The organism is Methylobacillus flagellatus KT (assembly GCF_000013705.1).
Lineage (GTDB): Bacteria > Pseudomonadota > Gammaproteobacteria > Burkholderiales > Methylophilaceae > Methylobacillus > Methylobacillus flagellatus.
Window position 1 is genome coordinate 804,472 of the sequence record NC_007947.1, and the last position, 23,692, is coordinate 828,163.

Here is a 23,692-nt window from a genome sequence, read left to right on the forward strand (position 1 = left end):
GAATTGGAGAGTGGGATGCATCGCTCCCTGGTAAAGCTAACGACTAAAAGAGGGAAAGTATTGAGCGCGTTTGAGGGTGACGCGATCACACAGGAAATTCAGAAAAAAGGGGAGTATGACAGCAATATTTTAAATTCATTGGCAGATGTTTTGGGAGACATTAAGCCTGAAACCAGCCTTGATATTGGTGCTAATATTGGCAATCATGCGCTAGTGATTGCTGATTATTCCCGCCATCTGATTGCATTTGAGCCTGTTGACTTTATCTTTCAGGTCCTTAAGGTCAATGTTGAGCAAAATAATGTCAAGAATGCAGAGGTCGTGAATGTAGGCTTGTCTGATGTTGACCAAGAAATGGAAATATTCATCCCAGATAACGCCAATCTTGGGTCTTCTAGCCTTGAAGTCATGGAGGGAGATGGACAAAGATTGAAAGTCAGAACGCTGATAGGAGATGAATACTTGGCTCAACGACAAGTAAATCAGGTTGATTTTATAAAAATGGATGTCGAAGGGCATGAGGTGCCGGCTCTTAAAGGCTTGAAACATACCATTCAACAACACCAGCCATTATTGCTGTTAGAATATAAAAATAAAAAAACCCTCGATGAATTTATTGAGTATGATTTATTGAATAATTTGTTTTCTGGGTATACTATTTTTTCTATTACTATCACCAATAGTAGAAAGATTCATGGCAGAGGTGTTTGCGGGTTTTTAAGAAGATTTTATTACAAATACTTTGATCGACGTTGGGTATTGTCCAGTTTCTTTCCTGAGAAAAAATACTCTAATATCTATCTTGTTCCTGAAAGATACTTAGGGATTTTCAGGAAATATCGTTTTATTCCGTCCTCTGCTCAATAAAATTAGAATATGCAAAAAGAGCGATCTAGTATTTGTATATTAATACCTTATTTTGGTAACTGGCCATTTTGGATATCCTTATTCTTACATGGGTGTCGCGCCAATCCAACAGTAAATTGGATAATTTATACTGATTGCGATTTGCCTGAAAATTGCCCTAAGAATGTTCAAATAAGGCATGTGACATATCAAAATTACTGTTGTTGTATATCGGAAAGTCTTGGGATAGAGTTTGCGCCAAAGAGCCCATATAAGCTATGTGATATAAAGCCTGCTCTTGGATATATTCATAGCGAGGAAATTAAGAGTTATGACTTTTGGGGATTTGGTGATCTAGACTTAATCTATGGTGATTTACGAGCGTATTTTAGTTGCCATCGATTACAGTCAAAAGATTTGTTTTCTACTACTGGTAGACGTGTGTCAGGCCATCTTTGTTTAATGCGAAATATTGAAGAAATGCGCACAGCATTTATGCGAGTCGAAGGATGGAAGCAGATATTTAGCAGCAATCAGCATGTTGCATTCGATGAAAAACATTTTAGTAAAATATTTCTTCGTCATAAAAACTCTCCATTTTTTGTTCGGTGGATAGCAGCTAAATTTGACTCATGGTTGACCCGGGGGGAGTTTAATGAAGCTTATGTAACTCCTAATGCTGGAATACCGTGGATTGATGGCACATATGATTTTCCAACTGAATGGTATTGGAAAGATGGGGTGGTTACTAATAATTTGACTGGAGACAGAGAGTTTCCTTATTTTCATTTCATGATTTGGAAGAATAAATGGTCAAAATCTAATACATTATCAATGCTTGATCTAAACAATATGCAGGATAGAGTGATTGTGACTGAAAGCGGAATTACTGTGGTGTGATCTTCTGGTAAATAACAGTGTACTTTTTATTATAGGGGCCATTAAACCGTGCTATTTCTTTATAGTGTGGATACTCAGCCGCAAATGCCTCTTGTTGTTCTGGATGTCTCTTATTAATTCCACCAATCACGACAAATGGTTTAGTAATATTTTTGCCTTTATGAATGGAATCCAACACAAATCTTCCTCCTGATCCTATAAAAGGCGCTCCCGCATAATAGCGTAATCTAGCGCTATCAAAAAATACATCTTGGTTATCAATATGATGTTCTTTCAACCATCGAATGGCATCTTGCTCATGATTGAAGCCAGTAGGCTTGGGCCATAGGTTGGTCAATAAGCCAATTAATATGGATGCTGGAATTACCCATAGAATGGCACGCCCGGCTCGGCTTTTTGGAAACCCAGCTTTATAACGATCAAACAAATATGCCATGTAAAAAGTAGCATAGATCATAAGTATCAGCGCGAGAGCAATGACATATCGCCCTGACAGGACAAATACTTTTGTGATAATCAAGAATATATTGATCAGTGAAATCAATATGCCAGCGTTCAATATTGTTTTTACCGGGGGCGTGACTAACAGTGGTTTAGCAGTAATGGCAAAGACGCTGAGAATCGTATTGACCAAGCCTGTTGCATAAAACACTTTGAAAATGATGATGAAAGCAAAGGTAATTAGCAGGCTAGGCACAGCGAACTCATCTAGGTATTTTCCCAATACGAGCTCTGCCATGATGTTTGCTTGGGTGAACAGTTTCTGGGTGAGTTGTTGATAAATATCCAGAGTGAGAATTTCCTGTAATCGGCCTAATTCCGTTGCTTTCAAGCCTAGAATTAATATGGAGGCTAGCAAACCGACAGCTGCAAATATGTTCAAACTATGTGCTTGCAGAAATGCTTTGAGTTTCATTGGTCCCGGGGCGGTGAAAAGCACGGCCAGTGGTAGTAGTGCCAGATAGCTGATACCCTCTATCCTGAATAGGGCGGCGGAGCATCATGCAAATCTGCCATAGCAGAGCATCCCTGATACGGTAGTGCTTGGCGTAGCGGACGAGAAACACCAAGCTGGTCAGGAAGAAAGCCCAGAAGCCTTGATCACGAAGTAGCATGGTTAGAATGTCGCCCACAATATATTGGGAGCTGAACAGAATCAGTCCTCCCGAGATCAGTGCAGTTTTGTGCCCTCCAGATTCTCGAATGAGTTGAAGAAAACTTGCTGTAGCAAGTCCAAATAACAGGGTATTCAACACTTGGGCGGAGCAGTGGATATCCAGTCCGCTTAATTTGTGTACTCCTGCAATGAGAAATGGAAAGAATGGCCATCCCCAGACTTCCATGCCCGCTTTCCACTCCCCGAGGCTGAATAGTCTCGCAGCTTCAAAATACAGGACAGAATCTCCATTGATCCAGCCATGTTGAATATAGTTAATCCACGATGCAAACAACAGCGCCAGGGCAATGAAAATGAAATGCAGTTGGCGAATGCTGTATGAGAATAGGCTCATGCGTAATGCCTGTTAATTGAGTGTTAGCGTATGAATAATGTGTTTGGGTGAAATTTGTTTCAAGCAGTTCAAATGCCCCAGTGGACATTCCCGCTGAAAACACGGGCTGCATTCCAGGCCTAGGTACTCAATCACCGCTTTGCTGCTCATTGGTGGCGTGTGATGCGGATCGGAAGAGCCGTAGATGGCGATGAGTTTTTTATCGAGCGCGGCGGCGACATGCATGAGGCCTGAGTCGTTGCTGACCACTGCGGTGCATAGCGACATCAGGTCGATCGCATCTCCTAGTTTGGTTCTGCCACCCAAATCCAGGCATACCATGTTGCTCAGCTGGTTGATTTCTGCGGTGAATGGGACATCTTTCTCTGAGCCGAACAACCAGACTTGCCATCCGTGGGCATATGCTGCGCGTGCGACCTCGGCATAGTATGCTATCGGCCAACGCTTGGCTTCCCCATACTCTGCCCCTGGGCACAGGCCTAGCACTGGGGCTTGCGGAACATCAATGTCCATCTTTGTCAGGCAGGCTAGGGCATTTTCCTTACTGGCCACCAGGGTGGGGTTGGGGATTGCGGATGGAATTGCGGCATCTGGGTTGACGCCGAGGGCGACAAAACGGTCCACAGTCCTTGGCAGTCTGGTTTTGTCGAGAGGGCGGATGTCGTTGAGGAGGCCATAGCGCATTTCTCCGAGGAAGCCGGTACGCCGCTTGATGCCGCTGGCAGCGGGGAGGATGGCCGATTTAAGGGAGTTGGTGAGCATGATGGATTGTGTGTAATGCCTATCCTTCAAGCGGCGGCCAAAGCGGATACGTTCCCTCAATGCCAGCTGGCCATGCTTGAATGGCAGGGGAATGGCGGCATCGACTTCCGGCATGCGCTCCAGCAGCGGTAGTGTCCACCCAGGCGCCGCAACTTCGATGATGCAGTCAGGTTTTTGCTGTTTGAGTATCTTGAACAGGCTTTGTGCCAGTACCATGTCGCCCACCCAGGAAGGGCCCATGATGAGGATTTTGTCTTGCTGGGTATTGGTCACCTGGCGAACCTCAGCCATCAGGATGCAAGTTTGCGGATGATATTGCTAGTGCTGCGCCCGGGTACGACGTCAATCAATGCGACTTTTCCGCCCCAGGATTTGACTTCTGCACCACCCACTACTTGGTCTTCTGTGTAGTCACTGCCCTTGGCGATGACGTCGGGACGGATGGCGTTGATCAAATCAATTGGCGTGTCTTCGTCAAACAGGATGACGGCGTCCACGGACTCGAGCGCGGCAAGCACGCGAGCCCGATCCTGTTCATGGATCACCGGGCGGCTTGGGCCTTTCAATGCGCTCACCGAGCGGTCCGTGTTGAGGCCTAACACTAGTCGGTCTCCGGTATTCCGGGCTGCCTCCAGATAGGTCACATGCCCGGCATGCAGCAGGTCGAAGCAGCCGTTGGTAAAGACGATGCGCTCGCCTTGATGTCGCCAGTTTTGCACGCGAGCCAGCAGGCTGTCCAGATTGCATACCTTGTCTGCCTGTGCGGCGGATTGCTGGGATTGCAGCTCCTGTTCAAGCTCTGCCTTGTTGATCGGCACCGTGCCGACCTTGCCCACCACAATGCCTGCCGCGATGTTGGCAAGCTCGATCGCATCGTGCAAGGGGAGGCCATGTGCCAAGCCTGCGGTAAGTGTAGCAATCACGGTGTCGCCAGCACCTGAAACGTCATAGACCTGGCGCGCAGTGGCTGCCAGATGTGCGCTGCCCTGACGGTCCAGGACCGTGATGCCTTCCTCGCCGCGGGTAACGGCGAGAAAGTCGAGTTTCAGCGTATGGCGCAATTGTTCTGCAGCAGCAAGCAATGCCTGGTCGTCATGCGGGGCAACATGGCAGGCTTCGGCGGTTTCGCGTTTATTCGGGGTCAGGCCGGTTGCACCGTGGTATTTGCTGTAGTCGCGCCCCTTGGGGTCAACCAGCACCGGGATGCCGGAGGCCGTGGCTTGTGCGATGATGGACTGGCACAGGGTTTCACTCAGCACCCCCTTGGCATAGTCGGAGAGAATGATGGCCGCAGGCCTATCAGTCAGTGCTGCGGCGATGGCGGTTTGCAGGGCCAGTTGTTCTTCTGCTGACAATGCTGCGGCATCCTCCTGGTCCAGGCGCATCATTTGCTGGTGTCCACCCAAGATGCGGGTCTTGGTAATGGTGGGCCTGCATGCGCTGCAGTGAATGTGCTGCGTATCTGCGCCGATATCATGCATTAATCCGAGCAGCGTCTCTGCTTCGGCATCCTGACCGATGACTCCCGCGATCCTGGTTTTGATTCCGAGTCCTGCCAGGTTAGCCGCTACATTGGCTGCGCCACCGGCACGCTCATCCTGGGACTTGAGTAATACAACGGGCACCGGCGCTTCCGGCGATATACGTTGTACATCGCCAAATAGGTAGCGGTCCAGCATGAGGTCGCCGACGACCAGTATCCACACTGGGTCGTGTCCGAAATGGTGCTGAATGGTATCGAGGAAGGACTCGCGCATATGAATTGAGGATAATGAAATGTCAGTCGGCTTCGACCAGATCGCACAGGCTGTGCCCGATCAGAATGTGGGCTTCTTGGATGCGTGGGGTGTCACTGGTTGGCATGGTCAGCACATGATCGCAAAGACTCGCCAGCTTGCCGCCGCTCCCGCCTGTCATGGCGACGGTAACGGCGCCGATTTCACGTGCTTTTTCGATGCCAAGCACCACATTGCGGCTATTGCCCGAGGTGGAAAAGCCAATCACGAGGTCTATTGGCAAGCACAGCGCTTCCACTTGGCGGGAAAATATGAAGTCAAAACCGTAGTCGTTGCCAACCGAAGTGAGGATGGAAGTGTCAGTGGTCAAGGCGATGGCGGGTAAACCCCGGCGCTCCTTCTTGTAGCGTCCGACAATCTCAGCGGCGATATGCTGGCTGTCCGCGGCACTGCCGCCGTTGCCGAACAGCAGTATCTTGCCACCTTTGGCCAGGCAGGCGCGCATTGCCTGCGCGACGTCGGCAATGCTCGGGAGCAGTGGCTCCAGCGCCGCTATGACGGCTTGGTGTTCAGCGAAAGCCTGTTTCAGGGTTGCGACAGCGTTCAAGGTATTCTCCTGGCCCATTTCAGCAATAAGGGTCTGTTTGCATCAGGTATTGCTGGACATAGTCCTGCACGCCTTGCTCCAAGGTTTGGAAGGGAGCGGTATAGCCTGTATTGCGTAGCTTGCTGATATTGGCCTGTGTGAAGTATTGGTACTTGCCCATGAGGTCCTGTGGCATGTCGATGTATTCAATACTGGGTTCGCGCCCCATACTGATCATGACTGCGCTGGCTAGGTCTCTGAAGGCGCGCGCTTCACCCGTACCGATATTGAACAGGCCGGAATGCTGGGGTTGTTCGAGGAAGTGCGCCATCACGGCAACCGCATCCTTCACATAGATAAAGTCACGCAATTGCATGCCATCCTCGAAGCCGGGCTTGTGGCTCTTGAACAGCTTGACATTGCCTTGCTCGCGGACTTGATTGAACGTGTGAAAGGCGACACTGGCCATGCGTTCCTTGTGATATTCATTCGGGCCGTATACATTGAAGAACTTGAACCCGCACCACTGGGGCGGCGTTGCCAGCCCTTCGCTGGATTGGCGCAATACCCACTGGTCGAAAAACTGTTTTGAATAGCCATATCCATTCAGGGGACGCAACTGGTCTATGGCCGACTCTTCGTCATCGTAGCCGAACTCACCCCCGCCATAGGTTGCAGCGGAACTTGCGTAGAGGAATGGCACCTCATTCTCAGCACACCACGTCCACAGCAATTGGCTATAGCGGATATTGTCCTGTACCAGCTTGTTGAAATCGCGTTCCGTGGTGGCGCTGATGGCACCCATATGGATGATGGCATCTATCTTGCCGATCTTGGGCAGCCAGGTAAGCAGCTCGTCCTTGTCCAGGTAATTGGCATAACGGCGATGGCAAAGGTTTTGCCATTGCTCAGGGTGGGCAATGCGGTCTACGATCACGATATCGTCGCGTTGCAGCACGGTATTGAGATGCCAGGCCATCATGCTGCCTATCATGCCTGCGCCGCCAGTGATGACTATCATTATTTGAATCCGTTTCTAGCTAATCTGAGAGTATAACAAAAGCCAGTTCCTTCTTGGGCAGGCAGCGATACATCACCGGGAAGAAAGAAATGCGTGGGGCTTCCGAAACTCAACGCCGGGTTACCCAACCTTGCAGATTGTCCAGGGCGATTTCACGCATGGCTTTTATCCAGGTGTCGTTGTCATTCAGGGCTGGAATGTAATGGTACTCTCCACCTCCACCTTCGAGAAATAGGCTTTTCCCCTCCATGGCAATCTCCTCTAGGGTCTCCAGGCAATCGCTGGAAAAGCCCGGGCATACGACATCCACGCGGCGTAGTTTCTGTTTGCCCAGTGCCTGGATGGAAGGTGCAAAATAAGGCTGCAGCCATTCTGCTGTGCCAAACCGGGATTGGAATGCAATCATGTATTGGTCTTCCTCGAGGCCCAATGCCTGGGCGACCAATTTTCCACTTGTCTGGCACTGGTCGTAATAAGGGTCACCCAAGTCGTAGGTGCGGCGGGGGACACCATGGAAGCTCATGACCAGCTTTTCCGGTTTGCCATGTTGCTGCCAATAGAGCCGGATGCTTTTGGCGACTGCATGGATATAGGCCGGATGGTCGTGATAGTCACGTATGGTACGGATTTCCGGCATGTTGCGTGTGCGGATCAGCGTGCGCATTGCTTCATCAAGTGCAGAGGCGCTGCTACTTGCCGCATATTGCGGATAAAGTGGGAACAGCAAAATACGGTTGCAATTCTTTGCTTTGAGCTTGCCGAGCGCCGATGCTATCGACGGGGAGCCGTAACGCATGCCCAGCTCAACAGCATATGGCGAGGATATTGCCTCGTGGAGATAGCCTTCCAGCAGTCTGGCTTGCTTCTGGCTGTTCACCATCAGGGGGGGGCCTTCCTTATCCCAGATTGTGGCATATTTATGTGCCGATTGCCGTGGACGCAGTACCAGGATGACGCCGTTGAGGATGAACCACCAGAGGGGGCGGGGCAGCTCAATGACGCGGCGGTCGCTGAGGAATTGCCTTAAATAAGGTCGCAAGGCTTTGGCGGTGGGGGCTTCGGGCGTGCCCAGGTTCATGACTAGGATGCCGGTACGCTCAGGCTCCTGGGTGGGAATGCTCGGTTCTTTCAGGTAATAAGCCATGCCATTTCCTTTGGTTGGGCAGAGGATTGCTGTCGTTGATTGTCCGCGGTCATGCTGCGGGCTGGGCTGGCATACTCAATGGTTGTTGGACAAAGCATTAGATAGCAGTTTTGCCGTAATGTCCACAATGGGGATCACGCGCTCGTAAGCCATGCGCGTCGGGCCGATCACGCCCAGCGTGCCGATGGTCTGCCCGTTGGTTTCGTAGGGTGCTGTCACCATGCTGCACTCATCCAGCGGCAGATAGCCTGATTCCCCCCCGATGAAAATCTGGACCCCACTGGCTTTCTGGCTTTGATCCAGCAGCTGCATGAGCGAAGTGCGGTGCTCGAACATCTCGAACAGTTTGCGTAGGGAGCTGACGTTGGTGGAGAGGTCCTGCACATCCAGAAGATTGCGCTTACCGGCAATGACGACGCCATCCTTGTTGTCCGCTGTTTTGCTGCTGGCCTCCAGGGCGGCTGCCATCAGGCGGGTCATATCGGATTGCATTTGCTTCAGCTCTTCATGCAGCTTCTGTTTCACCTCGTCCAGCGTATTGCCTGCGTAGTGCTGATTGAAGAAGTTGCTCGCCTGTGTCAGGTCTGAAGCGCTATAAGGCTTCTCGGCAAGAATGATGCGGTTTTGCACTGCGCCGTCCGTCGTGACGATGATGACCAGGATGCGTTTTTCAGAAAGGGGCAGGAATTCCAAATGGCGGAAAGCAGCGCCCTGACGCTTGGGGATCATGACCAGGCCGGCAAAGTGCGTCAGACTGGAGAGGAGTTCCGCAGCCTTGTTGATGAGTTCCTGGGGGTCTGGTGAAGACAGTACATTTTCCAGTTTGCGGATTTCCTGGTTCTGCAGCGGCTGCACAGTGAGCAATGTATCGACGAACAGACGGTAACCCCGCTGGGTGGGAATCCGGCCGGCAGAGGTGTGTGGGCTGGCGATAAAGCCATGATCCTCCAGTTCTGACATGATATTGCGGATCGATGCGGGACTGAGGTCCAGCCCGGAGGCTACTGACAGTTTGCGTGAGCCAACGGGCTGACCGTCACTGATGTAGTGCTCTATCAGGGTCTTCAGCAATATCTGGGCGCGTTTGTCTAGCATATGCGTAATAAATGAGGGTGTGTCATTGTGAATTCAATGCATGCCGACAGGCTATATTTAATAGAAAATTATCCGATACAGCTGAACCTCGCGCAATGTATTATTGATTGTGACGAGCGGCAAGGGTTTTAAGCGCCAACCTTCTATGATTTAATGCCAGCCATGAAAAGCGCCTTCCAAACAGTGGCATTGATCGGCAAGTACATGAACCCGGAAACCCGGGAGCAGATTCTTTCCTTGGCGCGTTTCCTTGGCGAGCGCCATATCGGTGTGTTCATCGAGGAGAAGACGGCGCAGCACTCCAGCATCAAGGGTTATACCACGCTGCAGATGAACGCCATAGGCGCTTATGCCGACCTGGCGATCGTGCTGGGAGGTGATGGCACGATGCTGACAGTGGCGCGGGCCCTGGTGGATTACAAAATTCCGCTGGTTGGTGTCAATCGCGGCCGTTTTGGCTTCCTGACCGATATCAATTCGGATCATATGCTGGAAAGCGTGGCCGCGATATTGGATGGTATGTTTGATACCGAGCAGCGCATCTTGCTCGAGGCATGCATCGTTCGGGAAGGCAGGACGGTGGCGCAAGGGTATGCCTTGAATGATGTGGTCGTGAACAAGAACGGGCTGGCGCGCCTGATCGAGCTGGAAATTCATATTGACGGGCATTTCGTGCAAAGGCAGCGCTCGGACGGCTTGATCGTTGCGACGCCGACCGGCACGACCGCTTATTCACTTTCCGCGGGGGGCCCCATACTGTACCCCACGCTGGATGCGATTGCCCTGGTTCCCATTTGTCCCCATACACTAAGTAACCGTCCAATTGCCATCAGCAGTGCCAGCCAGGTATCGATTCAGGTGGTACATGCCGAGGATGCCAGCGTGCATCTGGACGGGCAAATGAAAATGGCATTGCAGCCCGGCGACCATGTGCAGGTCAAGCGTGCGAAAAACACCATCACCTTGCTGCATCCGCCGGGGCATAACCATTATGATGTCCTGCGTGAAAAGCTGCATTGGGGCTAGGCATGATCATGGCAACTATGCGGCCGCAATGCCTGGGTGACGTGCCAGCCCGTCCTTCGCCATTTTACTGTGAACATACCTGACCTATGCTGCAAACACTCTCCATACGTGATTTCGTCATTGTCGATAAGCTGGAGCTCGAGTTCAGCCCTGGCTTTACGGTATTGACCGGTGAAACCGGCGCGGGCAAGTCCATCCTGATCGATGCGTTGTCATTGGTGCTGGGCGCGCGCGGCGAGGGCGGCATTACCCGTGCAGGCGCGGAAAAAGCCGAAATCAATGCGGTGTTCGATATTGCGGCATTGCCGGGATTGCAGGCCTGGCTGCTGGAAAACGAAATTGACCTGGATGATGCGCAGCTGCTGCTACGCCGGGTCATTTATGCCGATGGGCGTTCTCGCGCTTTTATCAACGGTTCGTCTGCTACCATTCAGCAGTTGAGGGATATTGGCGAGTTCTTGGTTGATATCTATAGCCAGCATGCCCATCATGCCTTGCTCAAATCCAGCACGCAGCGACAGGTGCTGGATGCCTATGGCGGTGTGCAGGCTCTGGTGGGAGAGGTTGCCAATGCCTACCATGTATGGCAGGCCCTGTATCGCAAGCGGGTGGATGCAGAGAGGAATGCTGAGGCTCATGCGATTGAGCTGGCGGGGTTGCGTGACCAGGTGCGCGAACTGGCCGCGTTGGCGCCTTCTGCCGAAGAGTGGGAGCCGTTGCAGCAGGAGCATGCGCGGTTATCCCACGGCGCAAGCATATTGGCAGGTGGTGAAGCCTGCCGGGAGTTGATGAGCGAGGGGGAGTTGGCTGCTCTCACGCAGCTAAGCAGTGTGCAGCACAAACTGCAGGAGCTGGTGGAATATGACTGCGGATTGCAGGAGGCGCTGGATATATTGGACGGCGCTATCATTCAGTTGGAGGAGGCCGATCGCTTCCTCAACCGCTACTTGCAGCGCGCGGACCTGGATCCCGAGCGGTTGCATGAGGTCGAGGGCCGCATCCAGGCCCTGCATGCGGCCGCACGCAAATACAGGTCGCGGCCGGAAGAGCTACCGGAATTGCTCGCGTCATGGCAATTGCGCATGGCGGAGCTTGAATCTGCACATGACAACAGCCAGCTGCAACAGGAGGAAGCCCAGGCACGCGCCACTTACGATGCCTTGGCGCAGCGCTTGAGCGACGCGCGCCAGCAAGCGGCGCTCAGTCTTGGTGACAAGATTAGCCATGAAATGCAGCGTCTTGCATTGAGTGGCGGACGGTTTGAAGTGGCACTCAATGCTCAGGCGCCCGCCGCGACTGGAAACGAGCAGGTCGAGTTCCTTGTGGCCGGCCATGCTGGCGTGGCGCCCAGGCCTTTATCCAAAGTGGCCTCGGGTGGCGAGCTTTCGCGCATCAGTTTGGCGATTCGCGTTGTCACAGCGCAGCAGGGCGATATGCCGACCATGATTTTCGATGAAGTGGACGTCGGTATTGGCGGTGGGGTGGCTGAGGTGGTCGGCAAGTTGCTCAAGACCTTGGGCAACCAACGCCAGGTGCTGGTGATTACCCATCTGCCACAAGTGGCGGCGCAGGGTAGTCAGCATTTGCGGGTAAGCAAGCAACTGCAGGATGGACAGACCTTGAGCAGAATCGAAGTGCTCACTCCTGCGCAGCGCGTTGACGAGGTCGCCCGCATGCTGGGCGGGATGGAGATCACCGAGACTACATTGCAGCATGCCAGCGAGATGCTGGCCGGCGGCGCTTGAGCCGAGTTGGCGCGCGAAAATCCTGAACGGAGATCAATGCGCCTGAAACCCGACTATCATGTCGTGGTATATTACGCCATTTCTTGCCAAAGTCGTCGTGTGATGCGCCATATTATTCTTTTAACAGCGCTGCTGTGTGCTGCCTGCAGCTCTACATTGCCTTCCTTCAAGCCTTACAAGATGGATATTCAGCAGGGCAATGTCGTCACCTCCAAGATGATGCTGCAGTTGCGGCCTGGTATGACCAAGTCCCAGGTGCGCTTCATCATGGGCTCTCCATTGATCCAGGATAGCTTTCACCGTGACCGCTGGGATTATTTCTACCAGATGCGCAAGGGCGGCAAAGTCATCGAGCAGCGCCGCATCATCATGGAGTTCGAGAATGATGCCTTGAAGCGTGTGCGTGGCGATATCATTCCCGCTTCTCCGGAAGATCTGGCGGTGACGGCACCTACGCCCGCCACGCCTGTCGTGGTCGAACCCAAGCCACCGCAAAAGAAAAGCCTGCTGGATCGCCTGAAGTTCTGGAAAGGTGATGAAGAGCTGCCTGTTGGTGCAGAGTATTACGACATGAGGCCGGCGACACCCGTGGTACAGGAAGATCCAGCCGCACCGAGGAAGGTGGTGCCGGAGCTTGCAGCGCCTGGTGTGGCACCCGCAGCCTCTCCGGTTCAGGCACCAACTCAATCGCCGCCACCACAGCCTGCTACCCAGCAGGCCCCAGCAACACCTGCGGCCAAGCCTGCGGCACAACCTGCCGCTGGTGCCGCCACGACAATCCAGCCAGCCGCTGATTCGGATGATGAAGATGACGAAGACGATTTGCCGCCTGAAGATGAGCCTGGCTATTTCGAACGCATGCTGGAAAAGATCGGTTTCTAGTGAACTGTCAAGTGGTGGCTATCGCGCAGATTTGCGCGTGCAAGTGACTGGTGGGACAGTACGCTAAAGCTTGAGTGGCCGTTTAATCAATCAATGAATATGGTTAGAAAATGCAGAAAATCGTCATTGCCGGTTGTTCCGGTCGCATGGGGCATGCCCTGCTCGAGGGCGTATTTGAAGATGATGGGCTGGAGTTGCATGGCGCACTTGATCGCGCCGATAGTCCACAGATAGGGCGCGATGCGGGGGAGCAGCTTGGCCGCAAAACCGGCGTTAAGGTGACGGCCGATGTGGCTGCTGCCATCAGGGGAGCGGATGTACTTGTTGATTTCACACGCCCGGAGCCCAGTCTGGAATACCTGGAAGCCTGCCGTAGGGCAGGTGTGAAGCTGGTGATAGGCACCACGGGCTTCAGTGCGGGTCAGAAGCAGCAGATCGAACGTGCAGCGCAGGATGTGGCCATTGTATTTGCACCTAACATGAGCGTGGGCGTGACCCTGTTGATCAGCTTGGTGCAGGCTGCCGCCAAGGTGCTGAATCAAGGGTATGATGTGGAAATCATCGAGGCGCACCATCGGTTCAAGGTGGATGCCCCCTCCGGCACGGCTTTGCGCCTGGGTGAGGCAGCCGCGGAAGCATTAGGCCGCAACCTGGAAGAGGCCGCAATTTATGGTCGCCAGGGTGTCACGGGAGAACGCGACCCGAACACCATCGGCTTTGCCACGGTGCGCGGTGGCGATGTGGTGGGGGATCATACCGTGCTGTTCGCGGGCATTGGCGAACGTATGGAGCTGACGCACAAGGCGTCCAGTCGTGCCACTTTTGCGCTCGGGGCCCTGAGGGCGGCAAAGTTTCTCGCTGATCGCCGGGTTGGCTTGTATGACATGCAGGATGTGCTTGGGCTGAAAAAATAACGTGCCGGCTTGGCTGCCTAGCGGTCATGGCTGCAATGTGAAAATTGTTTAAGCTGTGCGTTGAAGGCAATAACGCATTGAGCTATAATTCTACAAATATTAAAGCGGGATGGGCGGAAGCCCGTCCCGCTTTGCACATCCGCTCTCCGTGCTTGCTTTTGTGCGGAATATCAAATAGTTACAAGGAGTTAGAATTGCCGCAAACCCCAGCCGTACTTGTGCTCGCAGACGGGACAGTGTTCAGGGGCATTTCAATCGGTGCCTTGGGTGAGACTGTGGGGGAGGTGGTATTCAACACCTCCATTACCGGGTATCAGGAGATTCTCACCGACCCATCCTATACCAAACAGATTGTGACATTGACTTACCCGCATATCGGCAATGTCGGCGTGAATGCCGAGGATGTCGAATCTGGGCGTGTCTATGCAAGCGGGCTTGTCATTCGCGACCTGCCATTGCTGAGCAGTAGCTGGCGCAGTGAGAAATCCTTATCTGAATACTTGGTCGAAAATAACGTAGTGGCCATCGCTGACATTGACACGCGCAAGTTGACCCGGATCTTGCGCGAAAAGGGTGCTCAAGCAGGCTGCATCATCGCAGGCGAAGTTGATGAGGCGCGCGCGCTGGAGTTGGCGCGCAGCTTTCCTGGGCTGGCCGGCATGGACTTGGCAAAAGTGGTCAGCAGGAAGGATGCCGGCACGTTCGCGCTGGGCGAATGGAAACTGGGCTCGGGCTATGCCGCTCAGGATCAGGCCAGGTTTCATGTGGTGGCGTTCGACTATGGGGTCAAGCATAACATCCTGCGCATGCTGGTGGAGCGCGGTTGCAAAGTCACCATCCTGCCTGCCCAGGCGACAGCCGAAGAGGCACTGGCACTGCGTCCAGACGGCGTTTTTCTTTCCAACGGCCCGGGAGATCCCGAGCCTTGTGATTATGCCATCAAGGCCATCAGCAATGTGGTGGACTCCGGCATCCCAGTATTCGGTATTTGCCTGGGACACCAGCTGCTGGCTCTTGCGAGCGGTGCTAAAACCGTCAAGATGAAGTTTGGTCATCATGGCGCCAACCACCCGGTGCAGGACCTGGACGACAAGCGTGTATTCATCACCAGCCAGAACCATGGCTTTGCAGTCGATCCAGAAAGTCTGCCCGCTAATCTCAAGCCTACCCATGTTTCCTTGTTCGATGGCAGTCTGCAAGGGATCGCCCGTACCGACAAGCCTGCGTTCAGCTTCCAGGGTCACCCCGAAGCCAGCCCGGGCCCGAATGAGATGAGCTATCTTTTTGACCGCTTCATCAACCTGATGGGACAGCAAAAGCAATAAACACCATGGCAAAACGAACCGATATCAAATCCATCCTTATCATAGGCGCAGGCCCGATCGTGATCGGCCAGGCCTGTGAATTCGATTATTCCGGCGCGCAGGCATGCAAGGCTCTGCGCGAGGAAGGCTACCGGGTGATCCTGGTCAATTCCAACCCGGCGACCATCATGACCGACCCGGACATGGCGGATGCCACCTACATCGAGCCTGTCACCTGGCAGATGGTCGAGAAGATCATCGCCATTGAGCGCCCGGATGCCTTGTTGCCTACCATGGGGGGGCAGACCGCCCTGAATTGTGCATTGGACCTTGCCAAGCATGGCGTGCTGGAAAAATACCATGTGGAACTGATTGGTGCCTCCAAAGAGGCGATCGACAAGGCGGAAGACCGCGAGAAGTTCAAAGCGGCGATGACCAAGATCGGCTTGGGGTCAGCCCGTTCGGCAGTGGCGCACAGTATGGAAGAGGCGTTGCAGGTACAAGCCTCGATTGGCTATCCCGCCATCATCCGTCCCTCGTTTACCATGGGTGGTAGTGGCGGCGGCATAGCCTATAACCGTGAAGAGTTCATGACAATCTGTGAGCGTGGCCTCGAGGCTTCGCCCACCAGTGAGCTGCTGATCGAGGAGTCCCTGCTTGGGTGGAAAGAGTATGAGATGGAAGTGGTCCGCGACAGCCAGGACAACTGCATCATCATCTGTTCGATCGAAAACCTTGACCCCATGGGCGTGCATACCGGCGACTCGATCACCGTCGCGCCGGCGCAGACCCTGACCGACAAGGAGTACCAGATCATGCGCAACGCCTCTCTCGCGGTGTTGCGAGAGATTGGTGTTGATACCGGCGGATCCAACGTACAGTTTGCGATCAATCCCGACGATGGCCGCATGATCGTGATCGAGATGAATCCGCGTGTATCGCGCTCATCCGCCTTGGCCTCCAAGGCCACTGGTTTCCCGATTGCCAAGGTGGCAGCAAAGCTCGCGGTTGGTTTTACCCTGGATGAGCTGCGTAACGAGATTACGGGCGGTGCGACACCGGCTTCGTTCGAGCCTTCCATTGATTATGTCGTGACCAAGATTCCTCGTTTTGCGTTCGAGAAGTTCCCGCAGGCTGATTCCCGGTTGACGACACAGATGAAGTCTGTTGGCGAAGTGATGGCGATTGGCCGCACTTTCCAGGAGTCCTTCCAGAAGGCTTTGCGCGGCCTGGAAGTGGGTGCGGACGGCCTGGACGAAAAGACGACCGACCTCGACGAAATCCAGAAGGAGTTGGGCGAACCAGGTCCTGAGCGCATCTGGTTCGTAGGCGATGCTTTCCGTGCCGGCCTGTCGGTGGACCAGGTGTTCGACCTTTCCAAGATAGACCGCTGGTTCCTTGTACAGATTGAAGACATCATCAAACGCGAGCAGGCACTCAAGGGTCGCCATCTCGCCGACCTGGATCGCGATGCACTGTTCCAGCTCAAGCGTCGCGGCTTCTCCGACAAGCGCTTGGCCAAGTTGCTGGGTACGGATCAGCACGCTGTGCGTGCCTATCGCCAGGCATTGAATGTGCGCCCGGTATACAAGCGTGTGGATACCTGCGCTGCCGAGTTTGCAACGGATACCGCTTATATGTATTCCACTTATGAGGAGGAGTGCGAGGCGAACCCGACCAGCAAACGGAAGATCATGGTGCTGGGAGGCGGGCCGAACCGTATCGGCCAGGGCATTGAATTCGACTATTGCTGTGTGCATGCCGCTTTTGCACTGCGCGAGGATGGTTACGAGACCATCATGGTCAACTGCAATCCGGAAACGGTATCGACCGATTACGATACTTCTGATCGTCTCTACTTCGAGCCTTTGACGTTGGAAGATGTGCTGGAGATCGTGGCACTGGAAAAGCCGGAAGGCGTCATCGTGCAATATGGCGGACAGACTCCGCTTAAACTCGCGCGCGACCTGGAGAAGGCCGGCGTGCCCATCATCGGTACCAGCCCGGACGCGATCGACCGTGCTGAAGATCGCGAGCGTTTCCAGCAGATGCTGCAGGAGCTCGACCTGAAGCAGCCGCCCAACCGCACCGCGCGTACGCCTGAAGAGGCGATCCGCCTGGCGCAGGAAATCGGCTACCCATTGGTGGTGCGTCCCTCTTACGTACTGGGCGGTCGCGCCATGGAAATTGTGCATGAGCAGGCACAGCTCGAGCGTTATATGCGCGAGGCAGTCAAGGTGTCCAATGAGTCCCCGGTATTGCTCGACCGCTTCCTCAACGATGCGCTAGAAGTGGATGTCGATGCCCTTTCCGATGGCGAGGACGTCATCATTGGTGGCATCATGGAACACGTGGAGCAGGCCGGCGTACATTCGGGCGACTCTGCATGTTCGTTACCGCCATATAGCTTATCTCCAGCCATGCAGGACGAGTTGCGCGAGCAGACTGTCAAGATGGCCAAGGCGCTGGGCGTGGTCGGCCTCATGAACGTGCAGTTCGCTATCCAGGGCGAAACGGTCTATGTACTGGAAGTGAATCCGCGTGCCTCACGTACCGTGCCGTTCGTGTCCAAGGCCTGCGGTTTGCAGTTGGCCAAGATCGCAGCACGTTGCATGACGGGGCGTAAGCTCAAGGCGCAGGGCGTGACCCGCGAAGTCGTACCGCCTTACTATTCCGTGAAGGAAGCGGTATTCCCGTTCATAAAGTTCCCCGGCGTAGATACTATTCTTGGCCCGGAAATGAAGTCGACCGGCGAAGTCATGGGGGTAGGCAAGACCTTTGCCGAAGCCTTCGTTAAATCCCAGCTCGGCTCCGGCACCAAGCTGCCCAAGGGCGGCAAGGCATTCATCAGTGTACGGCGTGAGGACCGCGAGCGCGTGGTCGAGATTGCCCAGGCTTTGGCCGGGCTTGGGTTCAAACTGGTGGCGACGCGCGGTACTGCCGGGGCGCTGACTGAAGCTGGCTTGAGCGTGACACCGGTGAATAAGGTCGCCGAGGGCCGCCCGCATATCGTCGACATGATCAAGAATGGCGAGATCAGTTTCATCGTCAATGTCACCGAGGATAAGCGTGCCGTAGCGGACTCTTATGAAATCCGCCGAAGCGCGTTGCAACAGAAAGTGACCTACTACACAACACTGGCTGGTGCAAAGGCAGCATGTATCGGTATGGCACATATGCAGGAGCTAGAGGTACAGTCCCTGCAAAGCTTGCATAAGCAGCTCGCTCAGTAATACCATAGTGAACGATCAAACCACGCCTGCATCATGCGGGTGTGGTTTTTATTTTTGTCTGCATGCCTGTAGAGGTTGCTTCATCAGGTATTGCATTGTGTTCAAGCAAATCGTGGATTCCAAGGAATAGCAAATGAATCAAATCCCAATTACAGTCAAAGGCGCCGAACTTCTCAAAGCCGAATTGCAGCGCCTGCGCAGCGTGGACCGGCCGGCAGTGATCCAGGCGATTGCAGAGGCGCGCGCGCAGGGTGACCTTTCCGAAAATGCAGAATATGATGCGGCCAAGGAGCGTCAGAGCTTTATCGAGGGCCGCATTGCTGAAATCGAGGCCAAACTCTCCAATGCCATGATTATCGATCCGGCTACGCTGAATGCCGAAGGCCGCTGTGTTTTCGGTGCTACGGTCGAGGTCGAGGACTTGGACAGCGGGGAAGTCTCTACCTACCAAATCGTGGGCGATGACGAAGCAGACATCAAGAGCGGCAAGATTTCGATCGGCTCGCCGATAGCGCGCGCGTTGATCGGCAAGGTCGAAGGAGACGTGGCAGAAGTGGTGGCTCCCGGCGGTCTTCGCTCCTACGAAATACTGAGTGTGAAGTATATCTAGCGAGATCAAGATATGAATGCGTGGTCGGACAAGTTAGCATTAGTAATCGTCACCCTGTGGGTGGGGGCTTTGTGGACGGTTGGCTATGTCGTGGCACCCAGCCTGTTCCATCAGCTCTCCGAAAACAAGCCCCTGGCAGGCAATCTAGCCGGGCAGCTTTTCGAGCTGGTAGCATATATCGGCATGGTCAGCGCCGTTTACCTGTTATTGCACCGTGTGCTGCGCTTTGGTGCACCTGCATTGAAACAAGGCTTTTTCTGGGCTGTGGTCGTCATGCTGCTGCTGACATTGGCGGGGCAGTTCGGTATCCAGCCGCTCATGGCTTCGCTGAAAGCCCAAGCGTTACCAGCTGATGTGATGCACAGTGCGTTTGCCGACCGTTTTAGGACTTGGCACGGCATTGCCAGCATTGGCTACCTGGTCGAGAGCTTGCTGGGCCTTGTGCTGATATTCAAAGTGAGGCCGTAAACAAGCTAAAGCCGCAATCACGATGAGTTGCGGCTCTTGGATGGATCAATGTCTCTGGCTACTTCGGAATGACGATCTTGGGTTGCTCTGCCTGGCGGTAGATAATGAGTTGTTTGCCGATATGGTGCACGGGAATGGCACCGGTTTTCTCGCAGATTTCCTGCAGCATGGCGACCCGGGCAGCACGATCGTCGCCGGAAACCTTGATCTTGATCAACTCATGTGACTTCAGGCTGACATCGATTTCTTTCAGCACCTGCTCGGACAGGCCGTTATTGCCTATCATCACGACAGCATGCAAACTGTGGCCCAAGCCACGCAAAAAACTGATTTGTTTGGAATTCAATTGAATTATCTTGTTGATTCGAAAAGGCTCGCAGTTTAGCAGATGAAACGCCGACCTACTAGTAAAGCTTGGTTGCAGGAACATGTGAATGACGAATTCGTCAAGCGCGCTCAGCGGGATGGTTATCGCGCCCGCGCAGCCTATAAACTGCTCGAGATTGACGATAAGGATCAGTTGATCAAGCCGGGCATGACGATTGTCGATCTTGGGTCCGCGCCAGGCAGTTGGTCGCAGGTAGCAGTTCAGCGCCTGGCCGGGCAGGGCCGAGTGATTGCCCTTGATATCCTGGAAATGCCGCCCATTCCCGGCGTCGAGTTTATTCAAGGGGATTTTCGCGAAGAGGAAATTCTGCTCGTACTGGAGAAAAGCTTGAATGGCAAGCCTGTGGACCTTGTAATTGCCGACATGGCCCCCAATATCAGTGGCATCAGTGATGTGGACCAAGCAAGGGCCGCTTATCTTGTCGAGCTTGCCCTTGAATTTAGCCGGGAGTGGCTGAAACCGGGGGGCAATTTCCTGGTCAAAGTATTCGTCGGTTCTGGTTTCGACGAGATTGTGATGGCCATGCGAGACAGTTTTGAGAAAGTGGTGACGCGCAAACCCAAAGCATCCCGGGACCGCAGCAGTGAAGTTTATCTTCTGGGCCTCAAGCGCAGGAACGCCTGAATAGTAGGGCAGAATGGTGCAAATAGGTTTAGAATAAAGAAGTAAGTGTCCATATGAATAAGGATCAGGACTTTGAATAACATCGTAAAGAACATTGCTATCTGGCTGATAGTGGCGCTGGTGCTCATGACGGTTTTCAACCAGTTCGGCCCCAAGAGTTCTTCCGAAAGCCAGGTGGTTTATTCCCAGTTCATCAATGAGGTGAAGGAGGGCCGGATCGCCAAGGTCACTATTGATGGCCGTGTACTGCGCGGCGTGACTAACGAAGGCCGCAAGTTCAACACATATGCGCCTTCGGACCCATGGCTGGTCTCCGATTTGCTCAAGCATAACGTGACCGTGGAAGCCAAGCCGGACGAAGAGCCATCTCTCCTCATGAGTATCTTTGTGTCATGGTTCCCCATGCTGCTCCTGATCGGCGTCTGGATTTTCTTCATGCGCCAGATGCAAGGCGGTGGCAAAGGAGGGGCATTCTCGTTCGGAAAGAGCAAGGCGCGCCAGCTGGATGAAAACTCTAACCATACTACCTTTGCGGATGTGGCCGGGTGTGACGAAGCCAAGGAAGAAGTGTCTGAGCTTGTCGAGTTCTTGCGCGATCCGACCAAGTTCCAGAAGCTTGGCGGACGCATTCCGCGTGGCGTATTGATGGTGGGGCCTCCGGGAACTGGCAAGACCTTGCTTGCCAAGGCTATCGCGGGTGAGGCCAAAGTACCGTTCTTCACGATTTCCGGTTCCGACTTTGTCGAAATGTTTGTCGGCGTGGGTGCTGCCCGTGTGCGTGACATGTTCGAGCAGGCCAAGAAGAATGCGCCATGCATCGTCTTCATTGACGAAATTGATGCCGTTGGCCGCCATCGCGGTGCAGGCACTGGCGGCGGCAATGATGAGCGCGAACAGACCTTAAATCAGTTGTTGGTCGAGATGGACGGTTTCGAAGCCAATTCTGGCGTGATCGTGATCGCCGCGACCAACCGCGCTGACGTGCTGGACAAGGCCTTGCTGCGCCCCGGGCGTTTTGACCGCCAGGTCATGGTCGGCTTGCCTGATATCCGTGGGCGTGAGCAGATCCTCAAGGTGCATATGCGCAAAGTACCTATTGCTGCAGACGTCAAGGCAGATATTCTGGCGCGCGGTACTCCGGGCTTCTCCGGGGCCGACTTGGCTAATCTGGTCAATGAAGCAGCATTGTTTGCCGCTCGCCGGAATAAGCGCACTGTCGATATGCAGGATTTCGAGGACGCCAAAGACAAAATATTCATGGGGCCAGAGCGCAAATCTATGATTATGCGCGAGGAAGAGCGCCGCAATACCGCTTACCATGAATCTGGTCATGCCGTGGTGGCAGCATTGTTACCGCATGCCGATCCTGTGCATAAGGTCACCATCATGCCGCGAGGCTGGGCGCTGGGCTTGACCTGGCAATTGCCCGAGCATGATCGCATCAGCAACTACAAGGACAAGATGCTGGAAGAAATTTCCATCCTGTTCGGTGGTCGCATTGCGGAAGAAATCTTCATGAACCAGATGTCGACCGGGGCTTCCAATGACTTCGAGAGGGCCACCAAGATCGCGCGCGACATGGTGACCAAATATGGGATGTCGGATGTACTCGGGACCATGGTTTACGTTGGCAACGAGCAGGATTCCTTCTTCGGCAGCATGTCAGCCAAGACGGTATCCGAAGCGACCCAGCAAAAGGTGGATGCAGAAATCCGCCGTATCCTGGATGAGCAATATGCGGTGGCAAGGAAGTTACTAGAAGAAAACCGCGATAAAGTAGAGGCAATGACAGCTGCATTGCTGGAATGGGAAACCATTGATGCCGAGCAAATCAAGGATATCATGGAGGGCAGGCCGCCGCGTCCGCCCAAACCAGCGCAATCGAGCAGCAAGCCAGCGGCAGATAATGACAATGGCGGTGGTACAACAACCACTGAGCCAGCGCCACAGCCTGCTGCCAAAGCCTGATTAGTTTCCGCTCGCAGGCCACATGACTCGAAAATGATGATTTCGAGACTTGTGGCCTTTATCGTTTCTATCTGTTGATTGAATATGCATATCCCTCACCAATTCATTTGTGGCAAATACCAGCTTGACCTCACACGGCCCCATGTCATGGGCATCGTCAATGTCACCCCAGATTCCTTTTCAGATGGTGGACGTTATGCCTCGACGGAACTGGCGGTTTCTCATGCTTTGCAACTGGCCGCCGAGGGGGCTGATATCCTCGACATCGGTGGCGAGTCGACCCGGCCCAATGCGACGCCTGTGGGGTTGGAGGAGGAGCTGAGCCGGGTTATTCCCGTCATAGAGCGCCTGGCAAAAGAGGTGGAGGTACCATTGTCCATAGACACTTATAAGCCAGAAGTAATGCGCGAGGCGGTAAAAGCCGGCGCGGCCATCATTAACGATATCCGTGGCCTGCAGGAGCCAGGAGCTGTAGCGGTGGCTGCAGAAACAAATGCTGGCATATGCATCATGCATATGCAGGGAACGCCGCAGACCATGCAGCAGAATCCGGTCTACGAAGATGTCGTCGCGGAGGTGAGGGCGTTTCTGCTAGAACGCTTGCAGGCATGCGAGGCGGCCGGTATTCCTGCTGAACGTATCGTGCTTGACCCCGGTTTTGGTTTCGGTAAGCGCACTGTGCATAACATTGCCTTGCTCAACGGCTTGCCAGACATCCTCGAGTTGGGCCGTCCCTTGCTGGTGGGTCTGTCGCGCAAGTCGGTGCTTGGGCAGATCGTCGGCAGTGATGTCGATCAAAGGCTGCACGCCAGCCTGGCAGCATCGGTGATTGCGGCAATGAAGGGCGGTCGTATTATCCGGGTGCACGACGTGAAGGCAACAGTAGACGCGCTGAAAGTCGTGAACGCCGTCGTCACTGCATAAGTAAC

Annotated in this window: 22 protein-coding genes; 13 read left to right on the forward strand and 9 right to left on the reverse strand. The window is 53.9% G+C overall.

The genetic code is table 11. From position 1 onward, the window contains the following. The first annotated feature begins 15 nt into the window (after positions 1-15). Positions 16-867, forward strand: coding sequence for an FkbM family methyltransferase (locus tag MFLA_RS03910; RefSeq protein WP_011479129.1), 852 nt, complete (start codon positions 16-18; stop codon positions 865-867). Between the two features lie 9 nt (positions 868-876). Then, positions 877-1,746: a DUF6625 family protein gene (locus MFLA_RS14345; protein ID WP_011479130.1), complete on the forward strand. Its 870-nt coding sequence runs from the start codon at positions 877-879 to the stop codon at positions 1,744-1,746. Here the strand turns inward: MFLA_RS14345 and MFLA_RS14350 are convergent. From MFLA_RS14350 to hrcA, 8 genes are all read right to left on the reverse strand, one after another. After that, positions 1,733-2,662: a hypothetical protein gene (locus tag MFLA_RS14350; protein WP_195742074.1), complete on the reverse strand. Its 930-nt coding sequence runs from the start codon at positions 2,660-2,662 to the stop codon at positions 1,733-1,735. The two genes, MFLA_RS14345 and MFLA_RS14350, sit on opposite strands and share 14 nt — an antisense overlap. Further along, positions 2,631-3,257, reverse strand: coding sequence for a hypothetical protein (locus MFLA_RS14355; RefSeq protein WP_011479132.1), 627 nt, complete (start codon positions 3,255-3,257; stop codon positions 2,631-2,633). Before MFLA_RS14355 ends, MFLA_RS14350 begins: the two co-directional genes overlap by 32 nt. Positions 3,258-3,269: 12 nt before the next feature. After that, positions 3,270-4,310: a lipopolysaccharide heptosyltransferase II gene (gene waaF, locus MFLA_RS03925; protein WP_011479133.1), complete on the reverse strand. Its 1,041-nt coding sequence runs from the start codon at positions 4,308-4,310 to the stop codon at positions 3,270-3,272. Next, a complete protein-coding gene (hldE, locus tag MFLA_RS03930) occupies positions 4,310-5,776 on the reverse strand; it encodes a bifunctional D-glycero-beta-D-manno-heptose-7-phosphate kinase/D-glycero-beta-D-manno-heptose 1-phosphate adenylyltransferase HldE (RefSeq protein WP_011479134.1) in 1,467 nt (488 codons plus the stop codon). The genes waaF and hldE overlap by 1 nt, the downstream gene beginning before the upstream one ends. 22 nt (positions 5,777-5,798) lie before the next feature. Continuing rightward, positions 5,799-6,362, reverse strand: a complete 564-nt coding sequence (locus MFLA_RS03935; RefSeq protein WP_011479135.1) for a D-sedoheptulose 7-phosphate isomerase — start codon at positions 6,360-6,362, stop codon at positions 5,799-5,801. 19 nt (positions 6,363-6,381) lie between these two features. Then, positions 6,382-7,362 (reverse strand): ADP-glyceromanno-heptose 6-epimerase, encoded by a 981-nt coding sequence (rfaD, locus tag MFLA_RS03940; RefSeq protein WP_011479136.1) that lies wholly within the window; start codon positions 7,360-7,362, stop codon positions 6,382-6,384. 109 nt (positions 7,363-7,471) lie between these two features. Further along, positions 7,472-8,506, reverse strand: coding sequence for a ferrochelatase (gene hemH / locus MFLA_RS03945; protein ID WP_011479137.1), 1,035 nt, complete (start codon positions 8,504-8,506; stop codon positions 7,472-7,474). Between the two features lie 75 nt (positions 8,507-8,581). Beyond that, positions 8,582-9,601, reverse strand: coding sequence for a heat-inducible transcriptional repressor HrcA (gene hrcA, locus MFLA_RS03950; protein ID WP_011479138.1), 1,020 nt, complete (start codon positions 9,599-9,601; stop codon positions 8,582-8,584). 162 nt (positions 9,602-9,763) lie between these two features. Between hrcA and MFLA_RS03955 the strand changes: the two genes are divergently transcribed. From MFLA_RS03955 to MFLA_RS03990, 8 genes are all read left to right on the forward strand, one after another. After that, entirely contained in the window at positions 9,764-10,627 is an 864-nt protein-coding gene (locus tag MFLA_RS03955; RefSeq protein WP_048811847.1) for an NAD kinase, read from the forward strand. Between the two features lie 86 nt (positions 10,628-10,713). Further along, positions 10,714-12,372: a DNA repair protein RecN gene (gene recN / locus MFLA_RS03960; protein ID WP_011479140.1), complete on the forward strand. Its 1,659-nt coding sequence runs from the start codon at positions 10,714-10,716 to the stop codon at positions 12,370-12,372. Between the two features lie 36 nt (positions 12,373-12,408). After that, the gene (bamE, locus tag MFLA_RS03965) at positions 12,409-13,254 is read left to right on the forward strand and encodes an outer membrane protein assembly factor BamE (RefSeq protein ID WP_011479141.1); all 846 of its coding nucleotides are present in this window, start codon (positions 12,409-12,411) and stop codon (positions 13,252-13,254) included. Positions 13,255-13,364: 110 nt separating this feature from the next. Then, positions 13,365-14,168 (forward strand): 4-hydroxy-tetrahydrodipicolinate reductase, encoded by an 804-nt coding sequence (dapB, locus tag MFLA_RS03970; RefSeq protein ID WP_011479142.1) that lies wholly within the window; start codon positions 13,365-13,367, stop codon positions 14,166-14,168. A 194-nt stretch (positions 14,169-14,362) separates the two neighbouring features. Beyond that, a complete protein-coding gene (gene carA, locus MFLA_RS03975) occupies positions 14,363-15,493 on the forward strand; it encodes a glutamine-hydrolyzing carbamoyl-phosphate synthase small subunit (protein WP_011479143.1) in 1,131 nt (376 codons plus the stop codon). 5 nt (positions 15,494-15,498) lie between these two features. Beyond that, positions 15,499-18,705, forward strand: a complete 3,207-nt coding sequence (gene carB / locus MFLA_RS03980) for a carbamoyl-phosphate synthase large subunit (protein ID WP_011479144.1) — start codon at positions 15,499-15,501, stop codon at positions 18,703-18,705. A 133-nt stretch (positions 18,706-18,838) separates the two neighbouring features. Next, positions 18,839-19,315, forward strand: coding sequence for a transcription elongation factor GreA (greA, locus tag MFLA_RS03985; RefSeq protein WP_011479145.1), 477 nt, complete (start codon positions 18,839-18,841; stop codon positions 19,313-19,315). A 12-nt stretch (positions 19,316-19,327) separates the two neighbouring features. Further along, entirely contained in the window at positions 19,328-19,783 is a 456-nt protein-coding gene (locus tag MFLA_RS03990) for a DUF4149 domain-containing protein (protein ID WP_011479146.1), read from the forward strand. A gap of 58 nt (positions 19,784-19,841) precedes the next feature. On the opposite strand, the gene MFLA_RS03995 is transcribed toward MFLA_RS03990, so the two are convergent. Next, complete coding sequence (locus MFLA_RS03995) at positions 19,842-20,135, reverse strand: YhbY family RNA-binding protein (RefSeq protein WP_048811849.1); 294 nt, start codon at positions 20,133-20,135, stop codon at positions 19,842-19,844. Positions 20,136-20,171: 36 nt separating this feature from the next. Between MFLA_RS03995 and rlmE the strand changes: the two genes are divergently transcribed. From rlmE to folP, 3 genes are all read left to right on the forward strand, one after another. After that, positions 20,172-20,795 carry a 23S rRNA (uridine(2552)-2'-O)-methyltransferase RlmE gene (gene rlmE, locus MFLA_RS04000; protein ID WP_011479147.1) on the forward strand — a complete coding sequence of 208 codons (624 nt, stop codon included), beginning with the start codon at positions 20,172-20,174 and terminating at the stop codon, positions 20,793-20,795. A 72-nt stretch (positions 20,796-20,867) separates the two neighbouring features. After that, complete coding sequence (ftsH, locus tag MFLA_RS04005; protein WP_011479148.1) at positions 20,868-22,763, forward strand: ATP-dependent zinc metalloprotease FtsH; 1,896 nt, start codon at positions 20,868-20,870, stop codon at positions 22,761-22,763. Between the two features lie 84 nt (positions 22,764-22,847). After that, on the forward strand, positions 22,848-23,687 hold the full coding sequence (gene folP, locus MFLA_RS04010; protein WP_011479149.1) for a dihydropteroate synthase: 840 nt from the start codon (positions 22,848-22,850) through the stop codon (positions 23,685-23,687). Positions 23,688-23,692: the final 5 nt, after the last annotated feature.